Genomic DNA, 20,957 nt, shown 5'->3' on the forward strand with positions numbered 1-20,957 from the left:
CAATTATTCGAGCAACTTACTTTTGACGAGGTGATATCTATCTCATCTTATAACTTTATTCTCGAAGCTCTTTTCTATGCAGCTTCATATTAACTTGGTATTACACATAGATTTTCGATACAACTCATCTGTTTTTGGGTTGTTCATTTTTTGTATCTTTGGTAACGGAGTTGAGAGGCGTTTTCAGTAAAACTCAATCGATATAAAGCACAAGTATCTGCATTTTCAGTAAGTGGTAGAGATGTTGGCTATTTTCATCTTTTAGCAGCCATTTCCATAATTTTTCCAGCAGTAGCGTCAGGATAACTTCTAGAGATTTGTTGAGTAGTTGGGTGGTTACAGTTTCTAGCATTGCGTTGCGATTGCCTCAGTAAGAATTTATTTTGTATTTACGCCTTTCTAAAATCCCTCGAATCCTGTATTTACAAGGCTTGCTGGATGTGTGAGTTATGTAATCGCTATGTGTGACTTTTGCTAACGGCGCTACAATTGTGTCAAAATTGCTAAGTAAAACATGGTTAAGCGATCGCTTCAGGCTTCTCAACAAGGGATTGAAAAGGCAAAATTAGCTTTAATTGACAAATTTGGGACACAGCAAAAGCTTGCTGATGCACTAGCGGTAACTCGTCAACCAATCAGTAAGTTTTTCAATGGAAAGACAGTTGATAATGAGTTATTCGTGCGGATATGGGAAAAATTGGGATTAAAGTGGCAAGAAACGTCTGAAAATCAACAAATTGAAGTTAAGGCAAGTTCAGAACAAGACTCTGAAATAGATGTTCTAGTCCAAGAAATTCGTGCATTGGTAAAACCCCATATCAAAGAAAAATGTGGAACTATGCGCGTTTTAGATATGGCGCAACCGATAGAGTTAACTGGTGAGAGGGGTATTTATACAAATGTCAATATTTTGCAGAAACTCAACCGAAGTAGAAGAATAGAAATTGCTGAACTTTTACGTAGAAAGAGCAAGGGGAATCTATTCTTTTTCGCATCTGACATTTCATGAGTATTTTACAGCCAAGGAAATTGTTGCTAATTCTGCTTGGGATAGTTTAGTCGAACATATCACAGAAATACGCTGGAGGGAAGTATTTTTACTTACGGTAATGATGCGTAAAGCTGATGATTTAGTGTTGTTGATGAAACAAAAAATTGATGAAATAGTTGCTAAAGATGAAAAAGTATTAATTTTCTTTATTTGGCTTTTCCAAAAATCTCTTTCTGTTAAATGTTACGGAAGATTAGTCGAAACAAGAATATTTTTTTTACATTTAGAGTATATTAATAATTTTCAGTTTTTTACTAGCGATCAACACTTTGAATTAGCTGATTATTTTAATGTTCATACTCAGGTTGATCACTGGATTATTGATAAAACTGAATGTGGACTTAATAATTCATATTATTTTTTTCTGGATTTTTATCATTATAATAATAGCTTCTCTCCCAATGATGCTATTTTTCAAGATATTGATGAACTTATCAGCTATGAGCCTATTTTAGAACTAAAAGAAGTATTAGAAAAAATTAAGAATGAATTACCTGATCCCAAGCAAGAAAAAGCAAAATTTCAAGAATTATGCGGAGAAAATAGTAATAGATGGTGGACAGAAATAAGGTATAATGTATCTAAATATCATAATATTTTTCATGACTGGCAGTTCAGTGATGAGCAAGATGAACTATTGCTTCAGTATTACTCTGCTAATTTACTACTTATGGATTGCCTAAATAGCGATTGTTATGTCAGCCGCGAAGTTAGACAATACATTGAGGATACTTTACTGTTACCGATAAGTGAAATAGAAAAGAGAAAGAAACAATGATGTTGTGCGTAATTAGAAGCTAATTAGGAAAATGAGTTAGGACGTTTTATCTATTTAACTTTCAGCAGCAATATCATTTAAGAGTTGCTGAAATTCATATTCAGAAAGAATCATTTTTTATGAAATTGTTATTAATGCATATGAATTATTAATTTTTTACTGCATTAATAACAATATTTTAAAGTGATGGTAATAATTGATCAAATTCAGAAAGTGAAGGAATTGATATCGCTCTTTTTAAGAGTGTTTTCAATACAGATAAATCATTGATATTATTCACCGCATCAATTATAGATGTTGGTATTTCACCAAATCGTGTTTCCAAGACTTCAATCACGCTATCTTGACTTGTTTGAAGAACTCCTAACTGACGACCTTCTTCAATTCCCTCTTCAATTCCTTCTTGTTTAGCTAGTCTTTCAATACTGGTTACATAGCGCATTTTCCTTGCCTCTTCGTAACTTTTGATTTCTGTTTTAAAACTAATTGCCAGTTCTTCAGGTAAGACCATTATCCAGTCAATAAACCGGAACAATTGTCTGATATCTTGCCGACTGAAACCGCTTTCTAAGAGTAATCTGACTAAACTTAATTTCCACTGTAATCTATTTTCAGGACTGCGTTTAGTGGATTTACTCTTTAAATGTGCCATCACAACGATAGCAAAAGGGTTCTTGCTTGTTTCTAGACTTGACCAGGATGGTTCATAATCTAATAATTTAGCAATAGGAAATTCTAGACTAACTCTACACCCTCCTAATTGATAATTATAACTAGATGGTCGCCAGTTTGCTTCTTCATCTGCTAAAACTGCCAAACTAATCACGCGCTTTTGATGACGGTCAAACAAGCGGTAATTATATGTATACATTCTTTGAGTAAATGCACTGTCATATTGTCCTTGGACTTCTACATGAACCAAAACCCAAGCTTCTTCTCCATCCAGTAACCAAACTTTAGTAACTTTATCAACTAAACGTTTACCAATTTCTGCATCTGGTTCTAGTTGATGTAGTTCTTTATCTAAAAATTGATAGGGACGGTTCCAGTCGATTTCTTCATAAGCTAAAGGAAAGAAAAATTCTAAAAATCTATTAAAATAGAGTTCTATAATTTCTTTCCAAGGACTATCATAATCAGTAAATTGTTCAGCCATAAACTAAAACAAAAAGTATCTTTGTGCCATTGGTAAAACTGTTGCTGGTTCACAGGTTAATAACTCTCCATCTGCGCGAACTTCATAGGTTTCTGGGTCTACTTCAATATGAGGTAAAGTATCATTTAATTTCATATCCTGTTTAGTAATTTGACGAGTTCCAGAAACAGCAACAGCTGATTTTTTCAAACCTAACTGTTGGGGAATTTCTCTTTCTAAACTTGCTTGAGAAACAAACGTTAATGATGTTGCGTGACGCGCACCGGCAAAACTGCCAAACATGGGACGGGAATGTACAGGCTGAGGTGTGGGTATACTAGCATTAGCATCACCCATTTGTGACCAAGCAATCATTCCCCCTTTAATGACTATTTCTGGTTTTACGCCAAAAAATGCAGGTTGCCATAAACACAAATCTGCTAGTTTCCCTGCTTCCACAGACCCCACATATTGAGAAATACCATGTGTAATTGCTGGGTTAATTGTGTACTTAGCAACGTATCTTTTCGCCCGTAAATTGTCTGCATTGCTATCACCAGCAAGACTTCCGCGTTGTACCTTCATTTTATGTGATGTCTGCCAAGTACGAATTATGACTTCACCTACACGCCCCATTGCTTGGGAATCGGAAGCAATCATACTAAACGCGCCTAAATCGTGCAGAATATCTTCAGCAGCGATGGTTTCTCGACGAATGCGAGACTCAGCAAAAGCGACATCTTCGGGAATTGCAGGATCTAGGTGATGACATACCATCAACATATCTAAATGTTCATCTAGGGTGTTGAGGGTGTAGGGACGAGTGGGGTTAGTGGAAGATGGTAAAACGTTGGTTTGTCCACAGACTTTGATGATATCGGGTGCGTGTCCTCCTCCTGCGCCTTCGGTGTGGTAGGTGTGAATGGCACGATGTTTAAAAGCAGCAATGGTATCTTCCACAAATCCTGCTTCGTTCAAAGTATCAGTGTGAATTGCTACTTGTACATCATATTCATCAGCAACGGTGAGACAGGTGTCAATGGTTGCGGGAGTAGTTCCCCAGTCTTCATGGAGTTTTAAGCCTATTGCACCTGCTTGGATTTGTTCTATTAGTCCTTGGGGTTGACTGGTGTTACCTTTGCCTAAAAAGCCGATATTGACGGGGAAAGCGTCGGCTGCTTGCAGCATTCGGTACATATTCCAAGGGCCGGGAGTGCAGGTGGTGGCGTTTGTACCTGTTGCTGGGCCTGTTCCTCCACCGATCATGGTAGTAATTCCAGATGCGATCGCTACTTCAATTTGTTGAGGACAGATAAAATGGATGTGGGTATCTATTCCCCCCGCAGTCAAAATCATTCCCTCACCGGCTAAAGCTTCGGTTCCAGGTCCAATAATGATATCTATGTTGTCTTGAATATAGGGATTTCCGGCTTTACCAATTTTGTAAATTTTGCCGTTTTTGATGCCGATATCGGCTTTCACAATACCCCACCAATCGAGAATCAAAGCATTAGTAATTACTAAATCTACTGCACCATCAGCATTAGAAATTGGAGATTGTCCCATCCCATCCCTGATGACTTTTCCTCCACCAAATTTCACTTCGTCGCCGTAGGTTGTAAAGTCTTGTTCAACTTCAATAAATAATTCTGTGTCAGCTAGTCTGATGCGATCGCCTACTGTTGGTCCATAGGTTTGGGCGTAGGCTTGGCGGTTCATTCTGTAGGGCATATTTTTATCCTTTTTTGTATCACGCAGAGGCGCAGAGGCGCAGAGAGAAGTTTAGAGTTTTCCGTTTATTTTGTTGTTGAATCCGTAGATTTGGCGGCTACCGACTAGGGGAATAAGGGTGATTTCTTTTTCGTCTCCTGGTTCAAATCTGACTGCTGTTCCTGCGGGAATATCTAATCTCATTCCTCGCGCTTTTTCTCTGTCAAAATCTAGGGCGTTGTTGACTTCGTAAAAGTGAAAGTGTGAACCAACTTGAATTGGTCTGTCTCCGGTGTTTGCTACTATTAATTGGGTGGTGGGACGATTTGCATTGAGTTCGATTTCACCAAGTGGTGTGATTATTTCGCCTGGTATCATAATTGTATTTCTCCTAATTTAAAGATTTTCTAAAAATTGTACAAAGGGTTGGAAAGCTTGTGGACATCTTGCTGCTATATCTTGATATCTTGCACTTCCTAATATTCTTGGCGCATCTATAGATTCTTTATAACGTTTACCATAGTTTTTGAATATCTCCTCTACTATTCTTTTAGGTGGAACGTCATGATTTTGATCTTCAACAGGTATTGTCCATGTTTTTGGTATGGTATTAATGCCAAGTATACTTGATAATTCACTTTCAGCAGCTAAAATTAATGCTTCTAAATCATGTTTAAAGCAGAAAATTTTAAAGCGTTCTTTTAACCGATGATCATTAATTCCTTTGTTGTGTAATGCTTGTTCAAAATTATTAAAAATTCCTTGTGCTAATTCTGCCACTGTTTCATGAGGAAAACCTTTATTTTTAGGATATAAATCTGGTATAATTACTACAGTCGAATTTTGCTGATTTTTAAGAATATTAATTGCTCTAATTGGAGTTTGAGTTAATAAATCTTTTTTAGCATCTCCACCTCTACTATTATCATTGCCTTTAACCGCAAAAAATTCAATACTGATACCCTGGTTTAGTTTCTCTTCAATTAATTGTGCTAGTAATGCTTCCATTGCTGATTTATCAGATGTCCCCTCAACATAAACTAAAATTCTCATGTAAGTCTCTCTAGTCATGGAAGTCTCTCTAGTTCATCGCTACGGTGTAATTGTTCTAATTCATCTGAACCAAAATCATTAAGCATATCAATTAAAACTGGAGAATTTCCAGGTTTAATAAATTTTGCTTCTCCTGTTTCTTTTCTGAGTACAGCAATTTGAGAAATATCAAACTGAGTCAGAAAGTAAGAAGAGTGAGTCGCTAATAAAATTTGTGTCCGTTCAGATGCTTTTTCAAATAAACCAGCTAGAACCGGAAGTGTACGGGGATGTACACCTTGATCTGGTTCATCAATACAAATTAAAGATGGTGGATTTGGTTGTACACATAAACAAATCCAACAAATTAACCGTAAAATTCCATCTGATAAGTCAGCTAAACTTAATTCTTGATTAACTCCTGATTCTTGCCAAAAAGCGATGACTTCTCCAGGTCCACCACGTGCTTTTACTGTTAAACCTTTAAACCCAGGAATGACAGAACGTAAATGTTGTTGTAGTTCATCAAATGCTGTTCTATGTTCAGTCATTAAAGAAAAGAGAACCGAACTTAAATTACCTGCATCTTCATGTAAAATAGGTTCTTGTTCCAGGGGAACTGATTTACGAATTTTATCATTTGCTATGTTGAAGGAACTATAAAATCTCCAATCACGAATATATTCACGTAAGTTATATAATGCTTCTAGTGATGGATTTGTCATTGCACTCAAGGTTAGTTGATTATGACGTTTTAAAGCAATATCTTGTTGTATGGCTGGTTTGATTTTGACTTGTGTAAATCCTGTTTCTCCAGGTTCTCGAATCACACCTTTATTACCTCGAATATCCATATATATGTATGGATTAGGGTATATATCACTAAAAGGTTGAGATGATTCTACCCGTTCATAGGAAACTTGAGTTCGACCAACCGGACCCATCAGTTCCCCTAAATATCTAATACCAACTGGACGACCTGTATCAATTTCAATATTCCATTGGAATTTTTCTGGTCCTGGAATATGAAAAATCTGTTGACCAATAGAACCAGGAACTATTTCAGGAGGTATATCTTGATAAAGACTATCTCGCAAAAATTTGAGAAATTCAAACAAACTTGATTTACCAGCACCATTAGCACCAACAATAATTTCTAGCGGTTCTAACTGTGCTGCAAAATTCCTGAAAGGTCGATAACCTTGAATATTGATGGATTTTAATCTCATATTATTTGTTAATTGGTAATTTTTCTGTTCTTACTCCTTTTATACTATCTAATAGGATTATGCACAGTTACTAACTTAGTTCCATCAGGAAAAGTTGCTTCTACCTGCACTTCATCAATCATTTCAGGAATACCTTCCATGACATCATCACAATTTAATAGGGTTGTACCATAACTCATTAATTCTGCCACCGTTTGTCCATCTCTTGCACCTTCCAAAATCGCAGCAGAAATAAAAGCAACTGCTTCTGGATAATTTAATTTCAAACCTCTATTTTTTCTTCTTTCTGCTACCAAAGCCGCAGTAAATATTAATAACTTGTCCTTTTCTTGCGGTGTAAGTTGCATTCTTATCTCCTCTGTGTACTCTGCGTCTCTGCGATTCGTTTAAATTTGCCAGACTCTAGGTATACAATTACCACGATTTAACAACGATACTCGTAAAATTTGCCAAATATTTGTAAACCAACTTCTGACTTCAGATGTAGAATTCCCACGATATCGACACAAAAATCCATGTTCTAAACGAGTTACCCCAGCATCAGAGTTTTGAACAATTGAAGAACGTGCTTGTTTAATAATTTCCTGAGATATGGGAAAACCAACCCATAGGAAACTACCAACAACCGGGTTTCCTGCTAACCCGTGGGGACTGTGAAATACTTCTTCGCTACCAGGTAAATATTGCCTATCAATCCATAATGGGATATTATTTTGCCAGATTTCCGTGTGCGATCGCATCTCTCCCTGTACAAATTTCTCCCCTCTGGCACTTCTACCAAATCTCGTAATTTCCCACCCCAGAAAACTGCTTCCCGTAGCTAATTCTACCCGCACATCTTGGCGATAAACCGCACCATTAAATAAAATAGTTTCTTGGGGTAAATACTCTAAACAAGCCCCCTCATCAACTTGAATATTTACAATTTGTCTTGCTGGTAAACCGTTACTGCGATATATTTTACTAGCAGCAGCAGTAGTAATTAATACTTTTGTATCTGCTTGCAGGTGAATTTGGGAAGATAAGCTATCTCCTCCCACCACACCCCCAGCAGTGTGTAAAATCACACTATGACATATTTGTTCACCCTCTGGGTAAAAAGGACGTTGAATCTTGAAAGGTGCTTGGTTGTGATTGTAAATTAACTGTGTGGAATCTTGGCGTTTAGCATAAACTAAATTCAGTTTACCATGCCAGTTTTTATCTATTTGGGTGTTATAGGTCATTTATTAATAGTGTCAAGTTTAACTTGCTTTTACCTATAATTTAGCATGATTTTTTCGCCAAAATCACATAATCATCTAAGCTATAGTGAGTTTGATATTTTTGACCAAAATACTTTTGCAAAATTGCAGTCATAGACAACTGCTTTGGTAGTTTATCTTTAGCAAATTTACCAAATTCAGAACTAGTTAAAGGTTTTCTTAAAGCAGTTGAAGTTAGATATTTATACCAAACTAATTCTAAATCAAGTTCTCCTAGAAATTTATCGACTACATTCTTTTCCTGTTCTTTATCTTCAACTTGAACAGCGTCGTAAGCCTTAAATAACTTCTTATCTTGGACAATTAGCAGCACATAACCTTGAGCTTTAAGGCAATTTGCAAATATTTGTTTATAAATATTATTAGCTTGAATTCTTTTAGAGTTATCTGCAAAAAACAATGAGACACAACAATAAAATCAAAAAACTCTGTAGGTATATTACTAGATTTGGCATCCCACGAAAATATGTCAGCAGTAACAAAGCGAAAGAAAGTATTTACAGGAGTTATCCGTGACTCAATATATTTACGCCAAAACTGAAGTCCTCGATACTGAAAAGCATCTTGTTTTTCTAAAGAATAGTAAGATAAGTGCATTTGAGGTATGTCGAAGAAGTTGCTACAACTCTGGAATAACAAAGCCAAACCGTAAGCACTTGTTCCAGGACCCGCTGCAATATCAAGAATATTAAACTTAGTGGAAAGTAAACCATCTTGATAAATAAGAAACCAAGCTAAATATAGACAATATACATTTTCTAAAAAGTATTTCATGAAATAGACATGAGGAGTCAGACTAAAACGGTAGTCTGGGTCTTGTCCAATTTTTAAGCTATTAAGATCCTCAACAGCATCTTCTAATCTCATCGCTAGTTGTTGCTCAGGAATTTTACTAAATTCTGCTTGCAGATATTCAACTAGTTTATCTTCTAATTCATCAAATATTTTTTGATGTATTCCTGTTGATTGTAGCTTATATTCATCATGTTTCACCAATTTAAAAGTATTATATATATAGTTAATAAATTCAGCATCTGGCGTTAATAGCAAATTTTTTATTTGCTGCGATGCTTGTTGAAATTTCTTACTTAAACTAGCTATTTCTTTTTTATAATCAAGGTGACTACGTTCAAGTTGCAGCTTATCTCTAAAAAGTTTTTCTAACCATGAAAATTTTGCACCAGATTTTTGAATAGCTTTTAATATTGAGATTGCCCGTCCGATATCACCACGCTGTAATGCTGATTTAAATTGTTGACTGCGCCACCAATTGACCAAAATATTACTCATAGCCAAAACCATCTTTTCCTTCTTTTATTTCCACTCCTGAAAGCCGAGAAAGTAATTTCTCTTTAAATCTTATATAATTGTATTTTCCCTGGTCATACCACCAACTATATTTATGCTTAAATTCTTCAGCTTCTTGACGAGTTGATGCTACAAGAGAGCGACTATCACTTTTGTGAAAATCCTGAATTACCACTCTATCAGCAATTGCTAATCTCTCAATAAAATCATCTTCATCATTTACTAAAGTCGGCAGTAGTGGTGTAACAGTAATAGAAATTTTGGGAATAAAACCTTTAGAACTATCAATACTTTGCTTGATTTTATTGATAGCATTAAATCTAGCTTTAATACTAGGTGAACGAGGTTCAAAATCCTTTCGTACTGCTTCGCTTCCCGTCGTAATACTCATATTAATTCGCAGCCTTTGAAATCTTTGTAAATAATCAATATCTCTAGTAATAATCGGACTACGAGTTTGAATTACTAGAGTTGGACGATAATCAAGCATCACCTCTAATAAACTACGAGTTAATTGATGTTTAGATTCCAAAGGTTGATAAGGATCTGTTACACTACTCATGTAAATCCTGGGAGGCTGATTCGGATTTTTTCTATACCATTTTTCTAATTCTTTTCCCAAAATTTTAGCCGCATTTTCTTTGTAAATTACCCATTTACCCCAATCTTTTCGCATTTGAGTATTGGGGCTAAATGCAGCAGCATAACAATAACTACATCCATATTGACAACCCCGATAAGGATTGAGAGTAAAATCATAAGCAGCAATAAAACCAGTCGCTTTTGTTAGTAGTGATTTAGCATTTTGGAAATAAACATTGGTATCACCAAACTGTTCATTTACAAATCTGCTTGGTGTTTGTTCCTTATATTCATCTTGTAGTTTGGCCATATTTAAACTTGCTATTAGCTTAAATATAGGATAATCATATTCCAGATTACTCCATATTTAAATTTTACTTGATTACAAACGTATATTTACTTAAATTATAAAAATCACTAATTACTAAATAAATTTTTTATGGGTGGTTTGGTCATTTGGGATATATTAAGTTGACTTAGGATTGTAACTTTTGCACACTTTCAGGCAAAAATAGAATTATATCCCTTGAAAGGTGTCCCTCTACCAGGAACTATGACAGCTAAAGTAATTAGTGTTTGCAACCTTAAGGGTGGAGTTGGCAAAACCACCCTCGTCATGGCCTTAGCGGAGTATTTAGCCGGAGATACCATGTATGGTAAGCGGGTACTTACTATTGACTTAGACCCTCAGAGTAATCTAACTAGCGCCTTGATGTCAGAAGAAGTCTGGGAATGGCAATATAATCAAAAGGGGTTGACATTACCTTTTCTCTTGAAAAATGCTGATTATTTTTTAGAACAGGGTAAGAGTCAAAAATTTATAGTCAAAGAGGAAGTTTCCAATGTCAGAAATAAAAACTCATTTAATTGTCTACATTTAATTCCTAGTAGTCCCAGATTATTTGAAGTCCAGGAATACTTACCAGCAAATGCGGTGGCAATTCTACATAACATTATCAATCCTTTAATAGAAGAATACGATTATATTCTCATCGATTGTCCGCCGAGTATCAATAATGTGATCAAAAGTGCCTTTTATGCCAGTGATTTTTGTTTAATTCCTTGTGTACCTAGCCGAATGTCAATTAACGGCTTAGAACTTTTGTTAGAACAAATTTCACAATTTAAGAAAGATTACGAACATAAAATTAGTACCATTGGCACTTTGATTTCTCGTTATAATGGTACTGTTGCCCAAACACACAATTTGAATTTTATTATTGTTAATCCCTTTTTCCCGCCAACTTTTGCAACGAGAATACCAGAAAGAGCGAAAATTGCTGAAGGTTTAGATTTTCATCATCCATTAACCTATAAACAAAAATATGGTGATGGACATGAAGTAATGATTGAACTGACCAAAGAATTTATGCAAAGAGTCGATAGTAGTAACGTTTATGCACCGCTTATGGCTAGTTTGTTGTAAGTGTTGTTTGAGTTAAGGAAACTTTTGCATCAACTAATTTTAAAATAGGTAAAAATCCTGTCAATCCTTAAATCCTGTCAATCCTGATTCAGACAAAATATCATACTTCGTGAAGCATACTAAACCGACTGGGAATTAATTCCCAGTCTAAGAGCGAAAGTCTGTTAAAACAGACTAAAATAATTTTGTATTTGTTAATAAATTCAATATCCTGTAAATCCTTAAATCCTGGATATCCTGATTCAGACAATTATTTTTCAAACACTCTTCACCCTAATCAAACCACGGTCAAAAACACGGTTATCAGTACCAATACCACTCACCTCAATTCTATCTGCATACACATCATAAGCCGCAAAACTTAAATTACTTGTAGAATATTCAGTCCACACAGAACGACCTACAGGACGATTTCCCGCACCAGCACCACAAATTAAATAAGTCGTACCATTAATAGAACGAGTCCGTTCATAGTGATGTTCATGACCATTAATATAAAGCTGCACACCGTATTTTTGAAATAAAGGCGTAAACGTCTTAATAAAATTCGCATTACTCCCATAAGCACCAGAAGCATAAATTGGATGATGACCAAATACCACCTTCCAAGCAGCTTTACTTAAACTTAATTCCTTCTCTAACCAAATTAGCTGATTTTTCCAGTCAGCATTACCATTAGTATCTAAACCAAAAAACTGCACATTCTCCCGAATAAATGTATAGTATCGTCCCGTCATATTAAAGCCAGGATAATTTACCTGTGGAACACCATTATCAGTTCTAATATCGTGATTACCTAAACAAGCGTGAAATTTCACATCTTTTTTGAGCAAAGATTGATAAGGACGCTCAAAAACTGCCCCTATTTTCTCAATTTCGCCATTGTTATAAATATTATCTCCAGCTAAAATAACTAAATTGTAGGGATTTTTCTGATGATAAAAATTCATCGCCCTAGCTACAGCGTACTGTCCTTTAGCACCCGTTCCCGTATCAGCAACAGACACAAAACGCAAGAACAAATCCTTTGGGTTTAAATTTCCAGCTATGGCGGTTTCTACAAAAGGATTATCAGCATTTTTATAGGCTAACTTCCAACCGAAAAATCCTGAACCAATCGCACTAAGACTACCTAAAAATAAAAGTTGACGGCGTTTAAGTTTCATAAATCAATAACTTCAATAAATGACACAATAGACATCTCCGGTAATTAAATGTGCGTGGTTTGAAACCCTTGTAGAGACGTTCCGCCGGAACGTCTCTACCATATTTCCGGAGAGGTCTAATATATAGCATTCTGACTTCTAACTTCTGACTCCTGATATTGATTCATTAATCTGAGTGAAAGTTCCATGTCACAAGACAAGCGACGGAAACCAAGGGATGAGCAAGAAACTCAACCTTCCCCAAAACTCTACCAGCAAAACCCGCCAATTTGGAAGACGACAATAATTCAATTTTTGCGAGGAACAATAGGGTTATTAGAAAATACAGTAGTCAAACTGGAAACAGAACCATCTCCCACTACTGAAAAAAAACCTCATCTTTTAGAAAGGGTTTTGCGGGGATGGGATAGATTTTTACAGACATTCCGCTTGTTTTTACCATCAAAGGTTTCTAATAATGTATCAGATACAGTTTTGACGGGAATTCTAGCGGTAATTGCTGTGGTGATAGTTGGTACAACTACATTTCTAATTACCTCTAAACCTGCTGAAATAGCAACCCTTCCCCCAGTTGAGGAAGTTCCCTCATCTACACTACCAGAGGCGAAACCAGAACCAATTCCAACACCAACAGTAGAACCTGAACCAATTCCAACACCAACAGTAGAACCTGAACCAATTCCAACACCGACTGTAGAACCAGAACCAGAACCGATTCCAACACTAGAACCAGAACCAGAAAAGATTGTAGAATTGACACCGGAACAAGCTTTAATTGCAGCTATTGAAAATCAATTGACGGAAATTACCGTTCCCTTACAGCAAACCGGAGATGAAAATATTTCTGTCAACCTGATAAAATCAATTCAAGCCAATTTCCGTACTAGCGATTTAACCATTAAAATAAGTGATGATTGGTACATCTTAGAACCATCACAACAGCAACAATTAGCAGCGGATATATTACAACGTTCTCAAGAACTAGATTTCACTCATTTACAACTTTTTGATTCTCAAGATAAATTAATTGCACGTAGTCCAGTTGTGGGTAATGAAATGATAATCTTTAGTAAGCATTCAGGAGTCAGGAGTCATGACTAGCAGAATTTGTGGTCAAGAGTAACCATTGTTAAAGTTGCACATTATCAGATAAAATGAGTGATTTATCCGTTGAAAGACTCTGCTGTTATATATGTCTAAAACTTACACCGTTGAAATTCACCACCAAGGCACAATTCATACCTTGCAAGTTCCCGAAGATCAAGCTATCCTCACAGTTGCTCAAAATTCTGGTTTAGACTTGCCAACTTCGTGTGGTGCTGGTGTTTGTACCACTTGCGCTGGTCAGCTTATTGAGGGAACTGTAGACCAAACTGACGGTATGGGTGTAAGTCTAGAATTGCAAAAACAAGGTTATGTCCTACTTTGTGTAGCTAAACCCCGTTCTGATTTAAAAGTTGAGACAGAAAAAGAAGACATCGTTTATCAGAAGCAATTTGGTAAGTAAGTGGGCGTTAAAAAATATAATATAAACCTAACCCCCCAGCCCCCTTCCCTACTAGGGAAGGGGGAGTCAAAGCCTCTCCCCTGGTAGGGGAGAGGTTTGGAGAGAGGTTTTATATTTAATTGTGCCAAGTTACTTAAAGACTAGTAAACTGACTTTGGTAATGGGTAATGGGTAATGGGTAATGGGTAGTATATTTTTCCCAATCACAAATTACCAATTACCCAAAAATAGCTGTATTCTAGAAATAACCAAAACTCTATATTTTACAATCATGACCACTCATTTTATTACTGCCGAAATCGACTTACAAGAAACACCCACAGAATTACAAAAAGCTATTGAAGCGGAACTGAAAAAACAAGGTGAACCCCTGCGCTGGGCTGTTACTTCCGTTGATGCAGAACAGGAAAAAGCCACAGTAGAAGCAGTTGTTACCACAGCAAATGCTTAATAATTAAGATTAAGGCGTTGCTGAATGAGCATGAAAAAATTGAGAAATTTACAATTAGCAACTTTGTGCCTTTGCTCCTTTGCGCCTTTGCGCGAAACGTAATTTATAATGCCATCATGCAACGCCCATACACAGCGATTTTAATTGTACCTACTGGCATTGGAGCAGCCATTGGCGGTTATGCCGGTGACGCATTACCAGCAGCTAGAGTTATATCACAGGTGTGCGATCGCTTGATCACTCATCCCAACGTCCTCAACGGTGCAAGTTTATACTGGAATATCCCCAACGCCTTTTATGTGGAAGGATATGGTTTGGATAAATTTGCGGCTGGTGAATGGGGTTTACGTCCTGTCCATAGTAACCGCGTTGGTTTACTTTTAGACCAGGGAATTGAACCAGAATTAATGCTGAGACACCTGCAAGCCGCAGATGCAGCCAGAGCCACATTAGGATTAAATCTTACCAATCATGTAATTACAGATGCTCCATTAAACGTAGAATTACGCATATCTTCATCCGGCGCAAGTTGGGGAACTATTGGCAACCCAGATAGTTTATTACGGGCTGCGGAAATATTGATTAAAAAAGAGCAAGCAGAAGCGATCGCAGTTGTTGCCCGTTTCCCCGATAATATAGATAAAGAAGCAACGCAAAATTACCGTCATGGTAAAGGCGTAGACCCCCTAGCAGGCGCAGAAGCCGTAATTAGCCATTTATTAGTGCGAACCTTTCAAATTCCTTGCGCCCATGCTCCCGCCCTTGCACCAGCACCCCCAGAACCAGACTTATCCCCCCGTTCCGCCGCCGAAGAATTAGGTTATACTTTTTTACCATGTGTTCTTGTCGGCTTGAGCCGCGCTCCCCAGTTTATTGTCAACAGAGAATTTATCAATTCTTTACAAGCAGATATTTGGGCAGATCAAGTTGATGCTGTTATAGCACCAGCAAACGCTTGTGGGAGCAGCACCTTACTCAGTTTAAGCCAGAAGCAATGCCAGATCATTACAGTTACAGAAAATAAAACATTAATACAAGTTTCCGCGCCAGCGTTAGGAATCAAATCTATACAAGTAAACTCATATTTAGAGGTAGTAGGTGTTTTAGTCGCTCACAAAGCAGGTATTAATCCTTGGTCATTAGTCATTAGTCATTAGTCATTAGTCATTAGTCATTAGTCATTAATTATTCTCCCCTGCTCCCCTGCTCCCCTGCTCCCCTGCTCCTCTGCTCCCCTGCTCCCCTGCTCCCCTGCTCCCCTATTCCCCAGTCCCCATTATCTAAACGCCTGTGGTTGAACAAAAACAAGAACCAGAAATTCCTTACCTCACACGCACCCAAGTACTGGTGGCTATGGGGGCAACAGCGATTATTTTGTGGATAGTCGCCAAGCTGTGGTTGCGCTTTGGTAACTTTCCCCTGTTTAAGTTGTACTGGCAGCCCAGAGATTTATTTTTGGGTTTGGGGTTGGGTTTAGTCATCACTGTTTTCAGTGGTTTAGCTTATCGCTTTTCTCCTCCCTATCGTCAAAGTGCAGATTATTACCTAGAAATGGTACTTAAACCTTTAGCTTTACCAGACTTGATTTGGCTGGGGTTGTTACCGGGTTTAAGTGAAGAATTATTATTTCGCGGTGTCATGCTACCAGCTTTAGGTGCTGACCATGTAGCCGTTATTGTCTCAAGTCTTTGTTTTGGAGTTTTACACCTCAGTGGTTCCGAACAATGGCCTTATGTGATTTGGGCAAGTATTATCGGTATCATCTTGGCCTATAGCGCCTTATTGAGTGGCAACTTGTTAGTGCCAATACTGGCTCATATCCTCACAAATTGCCTATCTAGCTATTTGTGGAAAATCCGGCAATTATAGCCAGGTGACAGGTGACAGGTGACAGGTGACAGGTGACAGGTGACAGTAAAGATGGGGAGGTGGGGAGAAATAAATATTTACCTCCTGCCTTCTGCCTTCTGCCTTCTGCCTCCTAAAAAGATATTACACCCAGAAATTGTTTTAAACTTCTGGGTGTAACTAATAAACTTCTTACACTTCCCGATTTATCTTGTAAAAACGCTTAATAACTGGTTTTTTCCTTAGAAATCATCAACCAAAGAACTCAGGCGACTAATTACAGGGTCAACCTCTTGGGGAGTGGTATCGGTAATAAAAGCAGGATTGTTAACTACCTCTGCCGTTGGTACTGATGAACTTGCAGGCTGAATAGATCCTGCTTGATTGACCATAATTGCCAGTTGTGCCATTTGTTGACTAAGCTGCAATATCTGGCTTTCCATAGCCTGCAAACGATTGGATTCCTTAGCAAAAAAACGTTCCTCAAGTCCAGCTATTTGACGTTGCAACTCACCGATTTGTTGTTCCATCGGCAGTGCTGCTGTATTCGGAGAAGGTGGTACAGAGTCCGGTACACATAAAGCTTGCCAAAGAGCCTCTTTACAGAGGTCGCTGAAAGTCTTTTCTGGCTGTGCCTCCAAGAAACTTTCTACCTGTGCTAACAAGCTCTCATCACCAATTTCTGGATTAAAAGTGACGGATTTAACTACCTTTTTTGACCATTGGAACATCAGTTTTATTACCTAGCAGCGCGAACAGCAGACAATTGCGCCTCTCCATAAAGATACTGCCCTAAAGCGTTAGCTTGGCGAGAGGGTGCAGCTAGATGGGCATTAATCTTGGCTTCTTTGAGCAGACGTTGTATATCTTCCCAGAAGAACTCTCCACCACCACCAGTAATAATCACATCTGTCACACGCTCTGGCAACCAGGCTAAAACGCGAGAACAAATTTCCCGCGAAAACTGCTCTGTGAGGTTAGGCAGAAAATCATCTAAGTTGGTGGGCTTGCTTTCACCTTTAGGACGATAAAAACGCTCACCTTTGGGCTTATTAACAGCAGAAATCAATGCGAGAGATTGACTATCAGCCCCGTGTATTTCGTTAGCCACCAGGTCATAAAACTTGTTCATGCCAAAGTCTTCACTTTGAGAAAGACCTCTAGCAAAGCGGAAGTTATCTACCATGATACAATCAATCGTTTGATGACCGATATCGACAATGCCTACTGACATTTTTGTAAAATCGGGGGCTGTCGCTGGTTTATTAGGTTGAGCTTCAGACCATAGCAAACTGCCGTAACCTTCTGGCATCACCCAAACTTTAGTGATATTGAGTGATAAAGATTCACCACGGAAATTTAATACATGGGGTCCGGTCACTAAGCTAATTAGCTGGGCTTTTTCCTTCTCAAATTGTTCTAGAGACAGGAAAGGCAAACCAACAATTACAGAAATTTCGTCCTTGAGTTTAAAGTAGCCAGCAGAAGCTAAAACTTTAGCTAGTGCATCCTCTACCTTAGATTGTCCAACTCCTAAATTTGCGCCAAAATCCGCTGCTAACTGCCCTACAGCATAGCCACTGCCTTTATATTCCAGCCACAAATCCATCAAAGGATCAGTTGCTTTGGATTCAAACACGCCACCCTTGATTTCTTCAATTGACATCTGCTTGACATTAGCAGGTATGAAAGCCACATTCGCAGGTTCACGGCTGACACAAGTTTTGGTAGAGGTTCTACCTAAGTCAACGCTGAGAATGTTTTTACCAGAAGTGCTGAGGGGCTTATTAGCATTATTATTTATAGGGGTTGCCGTTACTCGATTCATGGGTATAGCAGCGGCATTCATTGGGTTAGCTACGGGCGGTTGGTCTGTCATGAAAGCTCCTATGTGGTGACTTAACTGTAAAAAGTTATCATGCCCATCTTACAAAAATGCAAGATCAGAAAAATTTTCAGTTGGGTCAAGTGTAGCTAGAAATACGTCAAAATTTATTGTAGGCGATTGAAAATTTAGCATTATTTTGGCTTCATGGTATAGGCGAAATGTTCACATATAGCAAGTAGTCAGTGGATAAGTTCCGGTAGAAGGTTTGTAAAGCAGTCAGATTTGGAAAACCTTTGTCTAATCAGGAGTTGAGAATTTGAGCTTGTCAGCTTGTCCTCATCACCTTAGCAACTGCTATACATTGCTATACATATTGTTTGACTGAACTAAATTCATCTGCCAGTTCCTTGACGTTTGCGCTTGAGTATCCAAAGGAAGAATACCAGCACTACACCCCCCAGGACAATTTTAGATACAGGGGCAAGGTATGTATCCACAAGTTCATACTGAGTTCCTAACAAGTATCCAGAATATGTGAGCAAGGCAACCCAGGCAGCACTACCAAGGGTGGTGTAGAATAAGAAAGGCAGCAAGGGCATATTGCTCATACCTGCGGGAACAGAGATTAAGGTACGGATTCCCGGCACAAGACGACCAATTAATACTGCTTTCCCACCTTGTCTGTTGAACCAGCTTTTAGCCTTATCAATATCTTCGCTAGATATACTCAGCCACTTACCGTACTTGTTGGCTAGTTTTTTCAAGCGTCGTTCTTCCAAGAATTTACCTGGATAGTACCAGACCAGTGCGCCAGCTACTGAACCCAAAAGTCCTGATAAAAATACGCCCAATATATTTAGTTTTGCCCCTCCTGGTTGGTAAGGACTGGCTGTAAATCCTGCCAGTGGCATAATCAATTCCGAAGGTATGGGGGGAAATACATTCTCCAAGAACATCAGTAGAGCGATTCCTGAATATCCCAAGGAGTTGATAGTGTTAGTTATCCATTCGAGCATATTAGGGAACAGGGAACAGGGAATAGGGATGAGGGATTAGGGAATAAAGAATAGGGAATAGGGAATAGGGAATAGGGAATAGGGATTAGGGAACAGGGAACATGGGAAGTGGGGAGAATAACCTTCTACCTGTCACCTGTCACCTGTCACCTGTCACCTGTCACCTGTCACCTGTCACCTCTTCTAGACAGTTGGCGTTAATGATTGTACTGATTCATTTACGCGCTTACACATCTCAACACCGTTGAACAATGCTGAATATGTAACGATCTCATCACCTTTCGGTGAAGGAGGAATCCCTCAAAGTTGTAGGTGTAAATCTACAACGCTTATTGACCACCTATTTTTCACGTCTTGGTTTTGACGCTGACGCTCTTAATCAACCATGACTTTCCTGCCACTGGTCAAAGCTATCAGGCACGGCGCAATGCCGATCAGGATTGATTTTAGCATCTCGCAATTGATACCTCAACACTCTAGCTTTGTTCAGCAATATTGAACATTGTTTAGTAAATAATCAATCATGACAATGCTAATCTCGATTCGGATTGCCATTCTAATGGGTTCCAAACCCGCTCTTCTACAGCCATCTGCTCAATTAAACTGGCTAATCTCAGAGCTTTTAGGGCTTGTTCACCACCAACGGAAGGCTGATTGCCTCCATGCACACAGTTGACAAAATGCTCTAACTCTGCGCTAAGAGGTTGAACGTTACTAGTATAGACTTTTTCTATCAAACCATCTTGCCTGTAAAGGACTTGCCGATGGTCATTATGAGGATGGGAATTTTGGCGATGAATCAAAATTTCATTCTTGAGGAAATCGGCTTCAGTGAATGAATTTTTGCAATGGGCGACGATGCGGCGAATTTTACGGTGAGTGACTTTACTGGCGGTGAGAGTGGCGACAATACCATTGGCAAAGCCCAAGGTGGCAGTCACATAATCTAAATAACCAGAGTCTAGGGAACGAGTACCATTAGCTGTCAATTTGACGACGGGAGAACCAGCTAATTCTAAAAGTAGGTCAATGTCATGGATCATTAAATCCAGCACGACTGAAACATCATTCGCCCTGGCTGAATAAGGACTCATCCGATGAGCTTCTAACGCCAGGACTTCCTCTGTTTTCAAGACTTGGCTCAGTTCTCTAAACGCTGGATTAAAACGCTCAATGTGTCCTACTTGCAAAATACATTGAGACTCAGCAGCAGCGTTGACTAGAGATTCCGCTTCAGAAATACTCGCAGCGATTGGCTTTTCAATCAAAACATGAATTCCCGCTAACAGACAGTTGATGCCTACGGCATAATGTAAGCGCGTGGGAACAGCAATACAAACTGCATCTACATGGGGTAGCAAGTCGCAATAATCTTCAAAAAAACGGACTTTGTATTTGCTGGCGGTTTCTAAGCCTCGTTCAACGTTAATATCGGAAACGCCTATCAGTTCAACATCTTTCATTGAACTCAATACGCGGGTGTGATGTTGTCCCATGTTACCCACCCCAATCACGCCTATGCGGATTGCTCGTGGCTGGTTGCGCTGTGAATATAGATTTGGTTCTGCCACTGACATGCTATTCTGCACTATTATTTTCTCCTCAACCACCAAATTTAGAGACGC

24 protein-coding genes are annotated in these 20,957 nt (G+C 38.4%); 8 read left to right on the forward strand and 16 right to left on the reverse strand.

The window, feature by feature from the left end; all coding sequences use genetic code 11:
• Positions 1-193: 193 nt before the first annotated feature.
• Positions 194-352 carry a hypothetical protein gene (locus H6G06_RS17330; RefSeq protein ID WP_190562351.1) on the reverse strand — a complete coding sequence of 53 codons (159 nt, stop codon included), beginning with the start codon at positions 350-352 and terminating at the stop codon, positions 194-196.
• Positions 353-514: 162 nt separating this feature from the next.
• Here H6G06_RS17330 and H6G06_RS17335 point away from each other — a divergent pair, with 162 nt between their 5' ends.
• Positions 515-1,009 carry a hypothetical protein gene (locus H6G06_RS17335; RefSeq protein WP_190562353.1) on the forward strand — a complete coding sequence of 165 codons (495 nt, stop codon included), beginning with the start codon at positions 515-517 and terminating at the stop codon, positions 1,007-1,009.
• Positions 945-1,829, forward strand: coding sequence for an NACHT C-terminal helical domain 2-containing protein (locus H6G06_RS17340; protein ID WP_190562355.1), 885 nt, complete (start codon positions 945-947; stop codon positions 1,827-1,829). Before H6G06_RS17335 ends, H6G06_RS17340 begins: the two co-directional genes overlap by 65 nt.
• Before the next feature lie 178 nt (positions 1,830-2,007).
• Here H6G06_RS17340 and H6G06_RS17345 read toward each other — a convergent pair whose 3' ends face one another.
• From H6G06_RS17345 to H6G06_RS17385, 10 genes are read right to left on the reverse strand one after another with little or no spacing between them, the layout of a single operon-like run.
• Complete coding sequence (locus H6G06_RS17345; RefSeq protein WP_190562357.1) at positions 2,008-2,985, reverse strand: RpnC/YadD family protein; 978 nt, start codon at positions 2,983-2,985, stop codon at positions 2,008-2,010.
• A gap of 3 nt (positions 2,986-2,988) precedes the next feature.
• On the reverse strand, positions 2,989-4,695 hold the full coding sequence (ureC, locus tag H6G06_RS17350; protein ID WP_190562359.1) for an urease subunit alpha: 1,707 nt from the start codon (positions 4,693-4,695) through the stop codon (positions 2,989-2,991).
• A gap of 51 nt (positions 4,696-4,746) precedes the next feature.
• On the reverse strand, positions 4,747-5,052 hold the full coding sequence (locus H6G06_RS17355) for an urease subunit beta (protein WP_190562361.1): 306 nt from the start codon (positions 5,050-5,052) through the stop codon (positions 4,747-4,749).
• An 18-nt stretch (positions 5,053-5,070) separates the two neighbouring features.
• Complete coding sequence (locus H6G06_RS17360; protein ID WP_190562363.1) at positions 5,071-5,745, reverse strand: DUF4276 family protein; 675 nt, start codon at positions 5,743-5,745, stop codon at positions 5,071-5,073.
• A complete protein-coding gene (locus H6G06_RS17365) occupies positions 5,742-6,935 on the reverse strand; it encodes an AAA family ATPase (RefSeq protein ID WP_190562365.1) in 1,194 nt (397 codons plus the stop codon). The genes H6G06_RS17360 and H6G06_RS17365 overlap by 4 nt, the downstream gene beginning before the upstream one ends.
• A gap of 44 nt (positions 6,936-6,979) precedes the next feature.
• On the reverse strand, positions 6,980-7,282 hold the full coding sequence (gene ureA / locus H6G06_RS17370) for an urease subunit gamma (RefSeq protein WP_190562367.1): 303 nt from the start codon (positions 7,280-7,282) through the stop codon (positions 6,980-6,982).
• Between the two features lie 39 nt (positions 7,283-7,321).
• Positions 7,322-8,161: an urease accessory protein UreD gene (locus tag H6G06_RS17375; RefSeq protein WP_190562369.1), complete on the reverse strand. Its 840-nt coding sequence runs from the start codon at positions 8,159-8,161 to the stop codon at positions 7,322-7,324.
• 40 nt (positions 8,162-8,201) lie between these two features.
• Positions 8,202-8,513, reverse strand: a complete 312-nt coding sequence (locus H6G06_RS27480) for a hypothetical protein (RefSeq protein WP_242039744.1) — start codon at positions 8,511-8,513, stop codon at positions 8,202-8,204.
• Positions 8,504-9,502: a photosystem II assembly protein gene (locus tag H6G06_RS17380; protein ID WP_242039745.1), complete on the reverse strand. Its 999-nt coding sequence runs from the start codon at positions 9,500-9,502 to the stop codon at positions 8,504-8,506. The genes H6G06_RS27480 and H6G06_RS17380 overlap by 10 nt, the downstream gene beginning before the upstream one ends.
• Positions 9,483-10,400, reverse strand: coding sequence for an SPL family radical SAM protein (locus H6G06_RS17385; protein ID WP_190562371.1), 918 nt, complete (start codon positions 10,398-10,400; stop codon positions 9,483-9,485). Before H6G06_RS17385 ends, H6G06_RS17380 begins: the two co-directional genes overlap by 20 nt.
• A 243-nt stretch (positions 10,401-10,643) precedes the next feature.
• Between H6G06_RS17385 and H6G06_RS17390 the strand changes: the two genes are divergently transcribed.
• Positions 10,644-11,516: a ParA family protein gene (locus H6G06_RS17390; RefSeq protein ID WP_190562373.1), complete on the forward strand. Its 873-nt coding sequence runs from the start codon at positions 10,644-10,646 to the stop codon at positions 11,514-11,516.
• A gap of 257 nt (positions 11,517-11,773) precedes the next feature.
• Here the strand turns inward: H6G06_RS17390 and H6G06_RS17395 are convergent, their stop codons facing one another.
• Positions 11,774-12,682, reverse strand: a complete 909-nt coding sequence (locus H6G06_RS17395) for a metallophosphoesterase family protein (RefSeq protein ID WP_190562375.1) — start codon at positions 12,680-12,682, stop codon at positions 11,774-11,776.
• Between the two features lie 186 nt (positions 12,683-12,868).
• Between H6G06_RS17395 and H6G06_RS17400 the strand changes: the two genes are divergently transcribed.
• From H6G06_RS17400 to H6G06_RS17420, 5 genes are all read left to right on the forward strand, one after another.
• Complete coding sequence (locus H6G06_RS17400) at positions 12,869-13,783, forward strand: hypothetical protein (protein ID WP_190562377.1); 915 nt, start codon at positions 12,869-12,871, stop codon at positions 13,781-13,783.
• A 91-nt stretch (positions 13,784-13,874) separates the two neighbouring features.
• Positions 13,875-14,189: a 2Fe-2S iron-sulfur cluster-binding protein gene (locus H6G06_RS17405; RefSeq protein WP_190562379.1), complete on the forward strand. Its 315-nt coding sequence runs from the start codon at positions 13,875-13,877 to the stop codon at positions 14,187-14,189.
• A 271-nt stretch (positions 14,190-14,460) separates the two neighbouring features.
• Positions 14,461-14,640 carry a hypothetical protein gene (locus tag H6G06_RS17410; RefSeq protein WP_190562381.1) on the forward strand — a complete coding sequence of 60 codons (180 nt, stop codon included), beginning with the start codon at positions 14,461-14,463 and terminating at the stop codon, positions 14,638-14,640.
• 116 nt (positions 14,641-14,756) lie between these two features.
• Entirely contained in the window at positions 14,757-15,797 is a 1,041-nt protein-coding gene (locus tag H6G06_RS17415; protein WP_190562383.1) for a DUF3326 domain-containing protein, read from the forward strand.
• Between the two features lie 133 nt (positions 15,798-15,930).
• Positions 15,931-16,509 carry a CPBP family intramembrane glutamic endopeptidase gene (locus H6G06_RS17420; protein ID WP_190562385.1) on the forward strand — a complete coding sequence of 193 codons (579 nt, stop codon included), beginning with the start codon at positions 15,931-15,933 and terminating at the stop codon, positions 16,507-16,509.
• Positions 16,510-16,730: 221 nt separating this feature from the next.
• On the opposite strand, the gene fcmC is transcribed toward H6G06_RS17420, so the two are convergent.
• The 4 genes from fcmC to H6G06_RS17440 form a co-directional block, all read right to left on the reverse strand.
• Entirely contained in the window at positions 16,731-17,219 is a 489-nt protein-coding gene (gene fcmC / locus H6G06_RS17425; RefSeq protein ID WP_190562386.1) for a filament morphology membrane protein FcmC, read from the reverse strand.
• Positions 17,220-17,227: 8 nt separating this feature from the next.
• On the reverse strand, positions 17,228-18,367 hold the full coding sequence (fcmB, locus tag H6G06_RS17430; RefSeq protein WP_190562388.1) for a filament morphology actin-like protein FcmB: 1,140 nt from the start codon (positions 18,365-18,367) through the stop codon (positions 17,228-17,230).
• 341 nt (positions 18,368-18,708) lie between these two features.
• Positions 18,709-19,332 (reverse strand): DedA family protein, encoded by a 624-nt coding sequence (locus tag H6G06_RS17435; RefSeq protein ID WP_190562390.1) that lies wholly within the window; start codon positions 19,330-19,332, stop codon positions 18,709-18,711.
• Positions 19,333-19,853: 521 nt separating this feature from the next.
• Positions 19,854-20,921, reverse strand: coding sequence for a Gfo/Idh/MocA family oxidoreductase (locus H6G06_RS17440; RefSeq protein WP_190562392.1), 1,068 nt, complete (start codon positions 20,919-20,921; stop codon positions 19,854-19,856).
• Positions 20,922-20,957 lie beyond the last annotated feature (36 nt).

The sequence above is a fragment of the Anabaena sphaerica FACHB-251 genome (assembly GCF_014696825.1).
In the GTDB taxonomy this organism is placed as follows: Bacteria; Cyanobacteriota; Cyanobacteriia; order Cyanobacteriales; family Nostocaceae; genus RDYJ01.

Coding starts and splice junctions, on each gene's coding strand:
- H6G06_RS17405 (WP_190562379.1), top strand. CDS start 13,875: ATGTCTAAAACTTACACCGTTGAAATTCACCACCAAGGCACAATTCAT.
- H6G06_RS17335 (WP_190562353.1), top strand. CDS start 515: ATGGTTAAGCGATCGCTTCAGGCTTCTCAACAAGGGATTGAAAAGGCA.
- ureC (WP_190562359.1), bottom strand. CDS start 4,695: ATGCCCTACAGAATGAACCGCCAAGCCTACGCCCAAACCTATGGACCA.
- ureA (WP_190562367.1), bottom strand. CDS start 7,282: ATGCAACTTACACCGCAAGAAAAGGACAAGTTATTAATATTTACTGCG.
- H6G06_RS17385 (WP_190562371.1), bottom strand. CDS start 10,400: ATGGCCAAACTACAAGATGAATATAAGGAACAAACACCAAGCAGATTT.
- H6G06_RS17400 (WP_190562377.1), top strand. CDS start 12,869: ATGTCACAAGACAAGCGACGGAAACCAAGGGATGAGCAAGAAACTCAA.
- H6G06_RS17365 (WP_190562365.1), bottom strand. CDS start 6,935: ATGAGATTAAAATCCATCAATATTCAAGGTTATCGACCTTTCAGGAAT.
- H6G06_RS17345 (WP_190562357.1), bottom strand. CDS start 2,985: ATGGCTGAACAATTTACTGATTATGATAGTCCTTGGAAAGAAATTATA.
- H6G06_RS17380 (WP_242039745.1), bottom strand. CDS start 9,502: ATGGTTTTGGCTATGAGTAATATTTTGGTCAATTGGTGGCGCAGTCAA.
- H6G06_RS17435 (WP_190562390.1), bottom strand. CDS start 19,332: ATGCTCGAATGGATAACTAACACTATCAACTCCTTGGGATATTCAGGA.
- H6G06_RS17415 (WP_190562383.1), top strand. CDS start 14,757: ATGCAACGCCCATACACAGCGATTTTAATTGTACCTACTGGCATTGGA.
- H6G06_RS17355 (WP_190562361.1), bottom strand. CDS start 5,052: ATGATACCAGGCGAAATAATCACACCACTTGGTGAAATCGAACTCAAT.
- H6G06_RS17360 (WP_190562363.1), bottom strand. CDS start 5,745: ATGACTAGAGAGACTTACATGAGAATTTTAGTTTATGTTGAGGGGACA.
- H6G06_RS17395 (WP_190562375.1), bottom strand. CDS start 12,682: ATGAAACTTAAACGCCGTCAACTTTTATTTTTAGGTAGTCTTAGTGCG.
- fcmB (WP_190562388.1), bottom strand. CDS start 18,367: ATGACAGACCAACCGCCCGTAGCTAACCCAATGAATGCCGCTGCTATA.
- H6G06_RS17330 (WP_190562351.1), bottom strand. CDS start 352: ATGCTAGAAACTGTAACCACCCAACTACTCAACAAATCTCTAGAAGTT.
- fcmC (WP_190562386.1), bottom strand. CDS start 17,219: ATGTTCCAATGGTCAAAAAAGGTAGTTAAATCCGTCACTTTTAATCCA.
- H6G06_RS17375 (WP_190562369.1), bottom strand. CDS start 8,161: ATGACCTATAACACCCAAATAGATAAAAACTGGCATGGTAAACTGAAT.
- H6G06_RS17410 (WP_190562381.1), top strand. CDS start 14,461: ATGACCACTCATTTTATTACTGCCGAAATCGACTTACAAGAAACACCC.
- H6G06_RS17390 (WP_190562373.1), top strand. CDS start 10,644: ATGACAGCTAAAGTAATTAGTGTTTGCAACCTTAAGGGTGGAGTTGGC.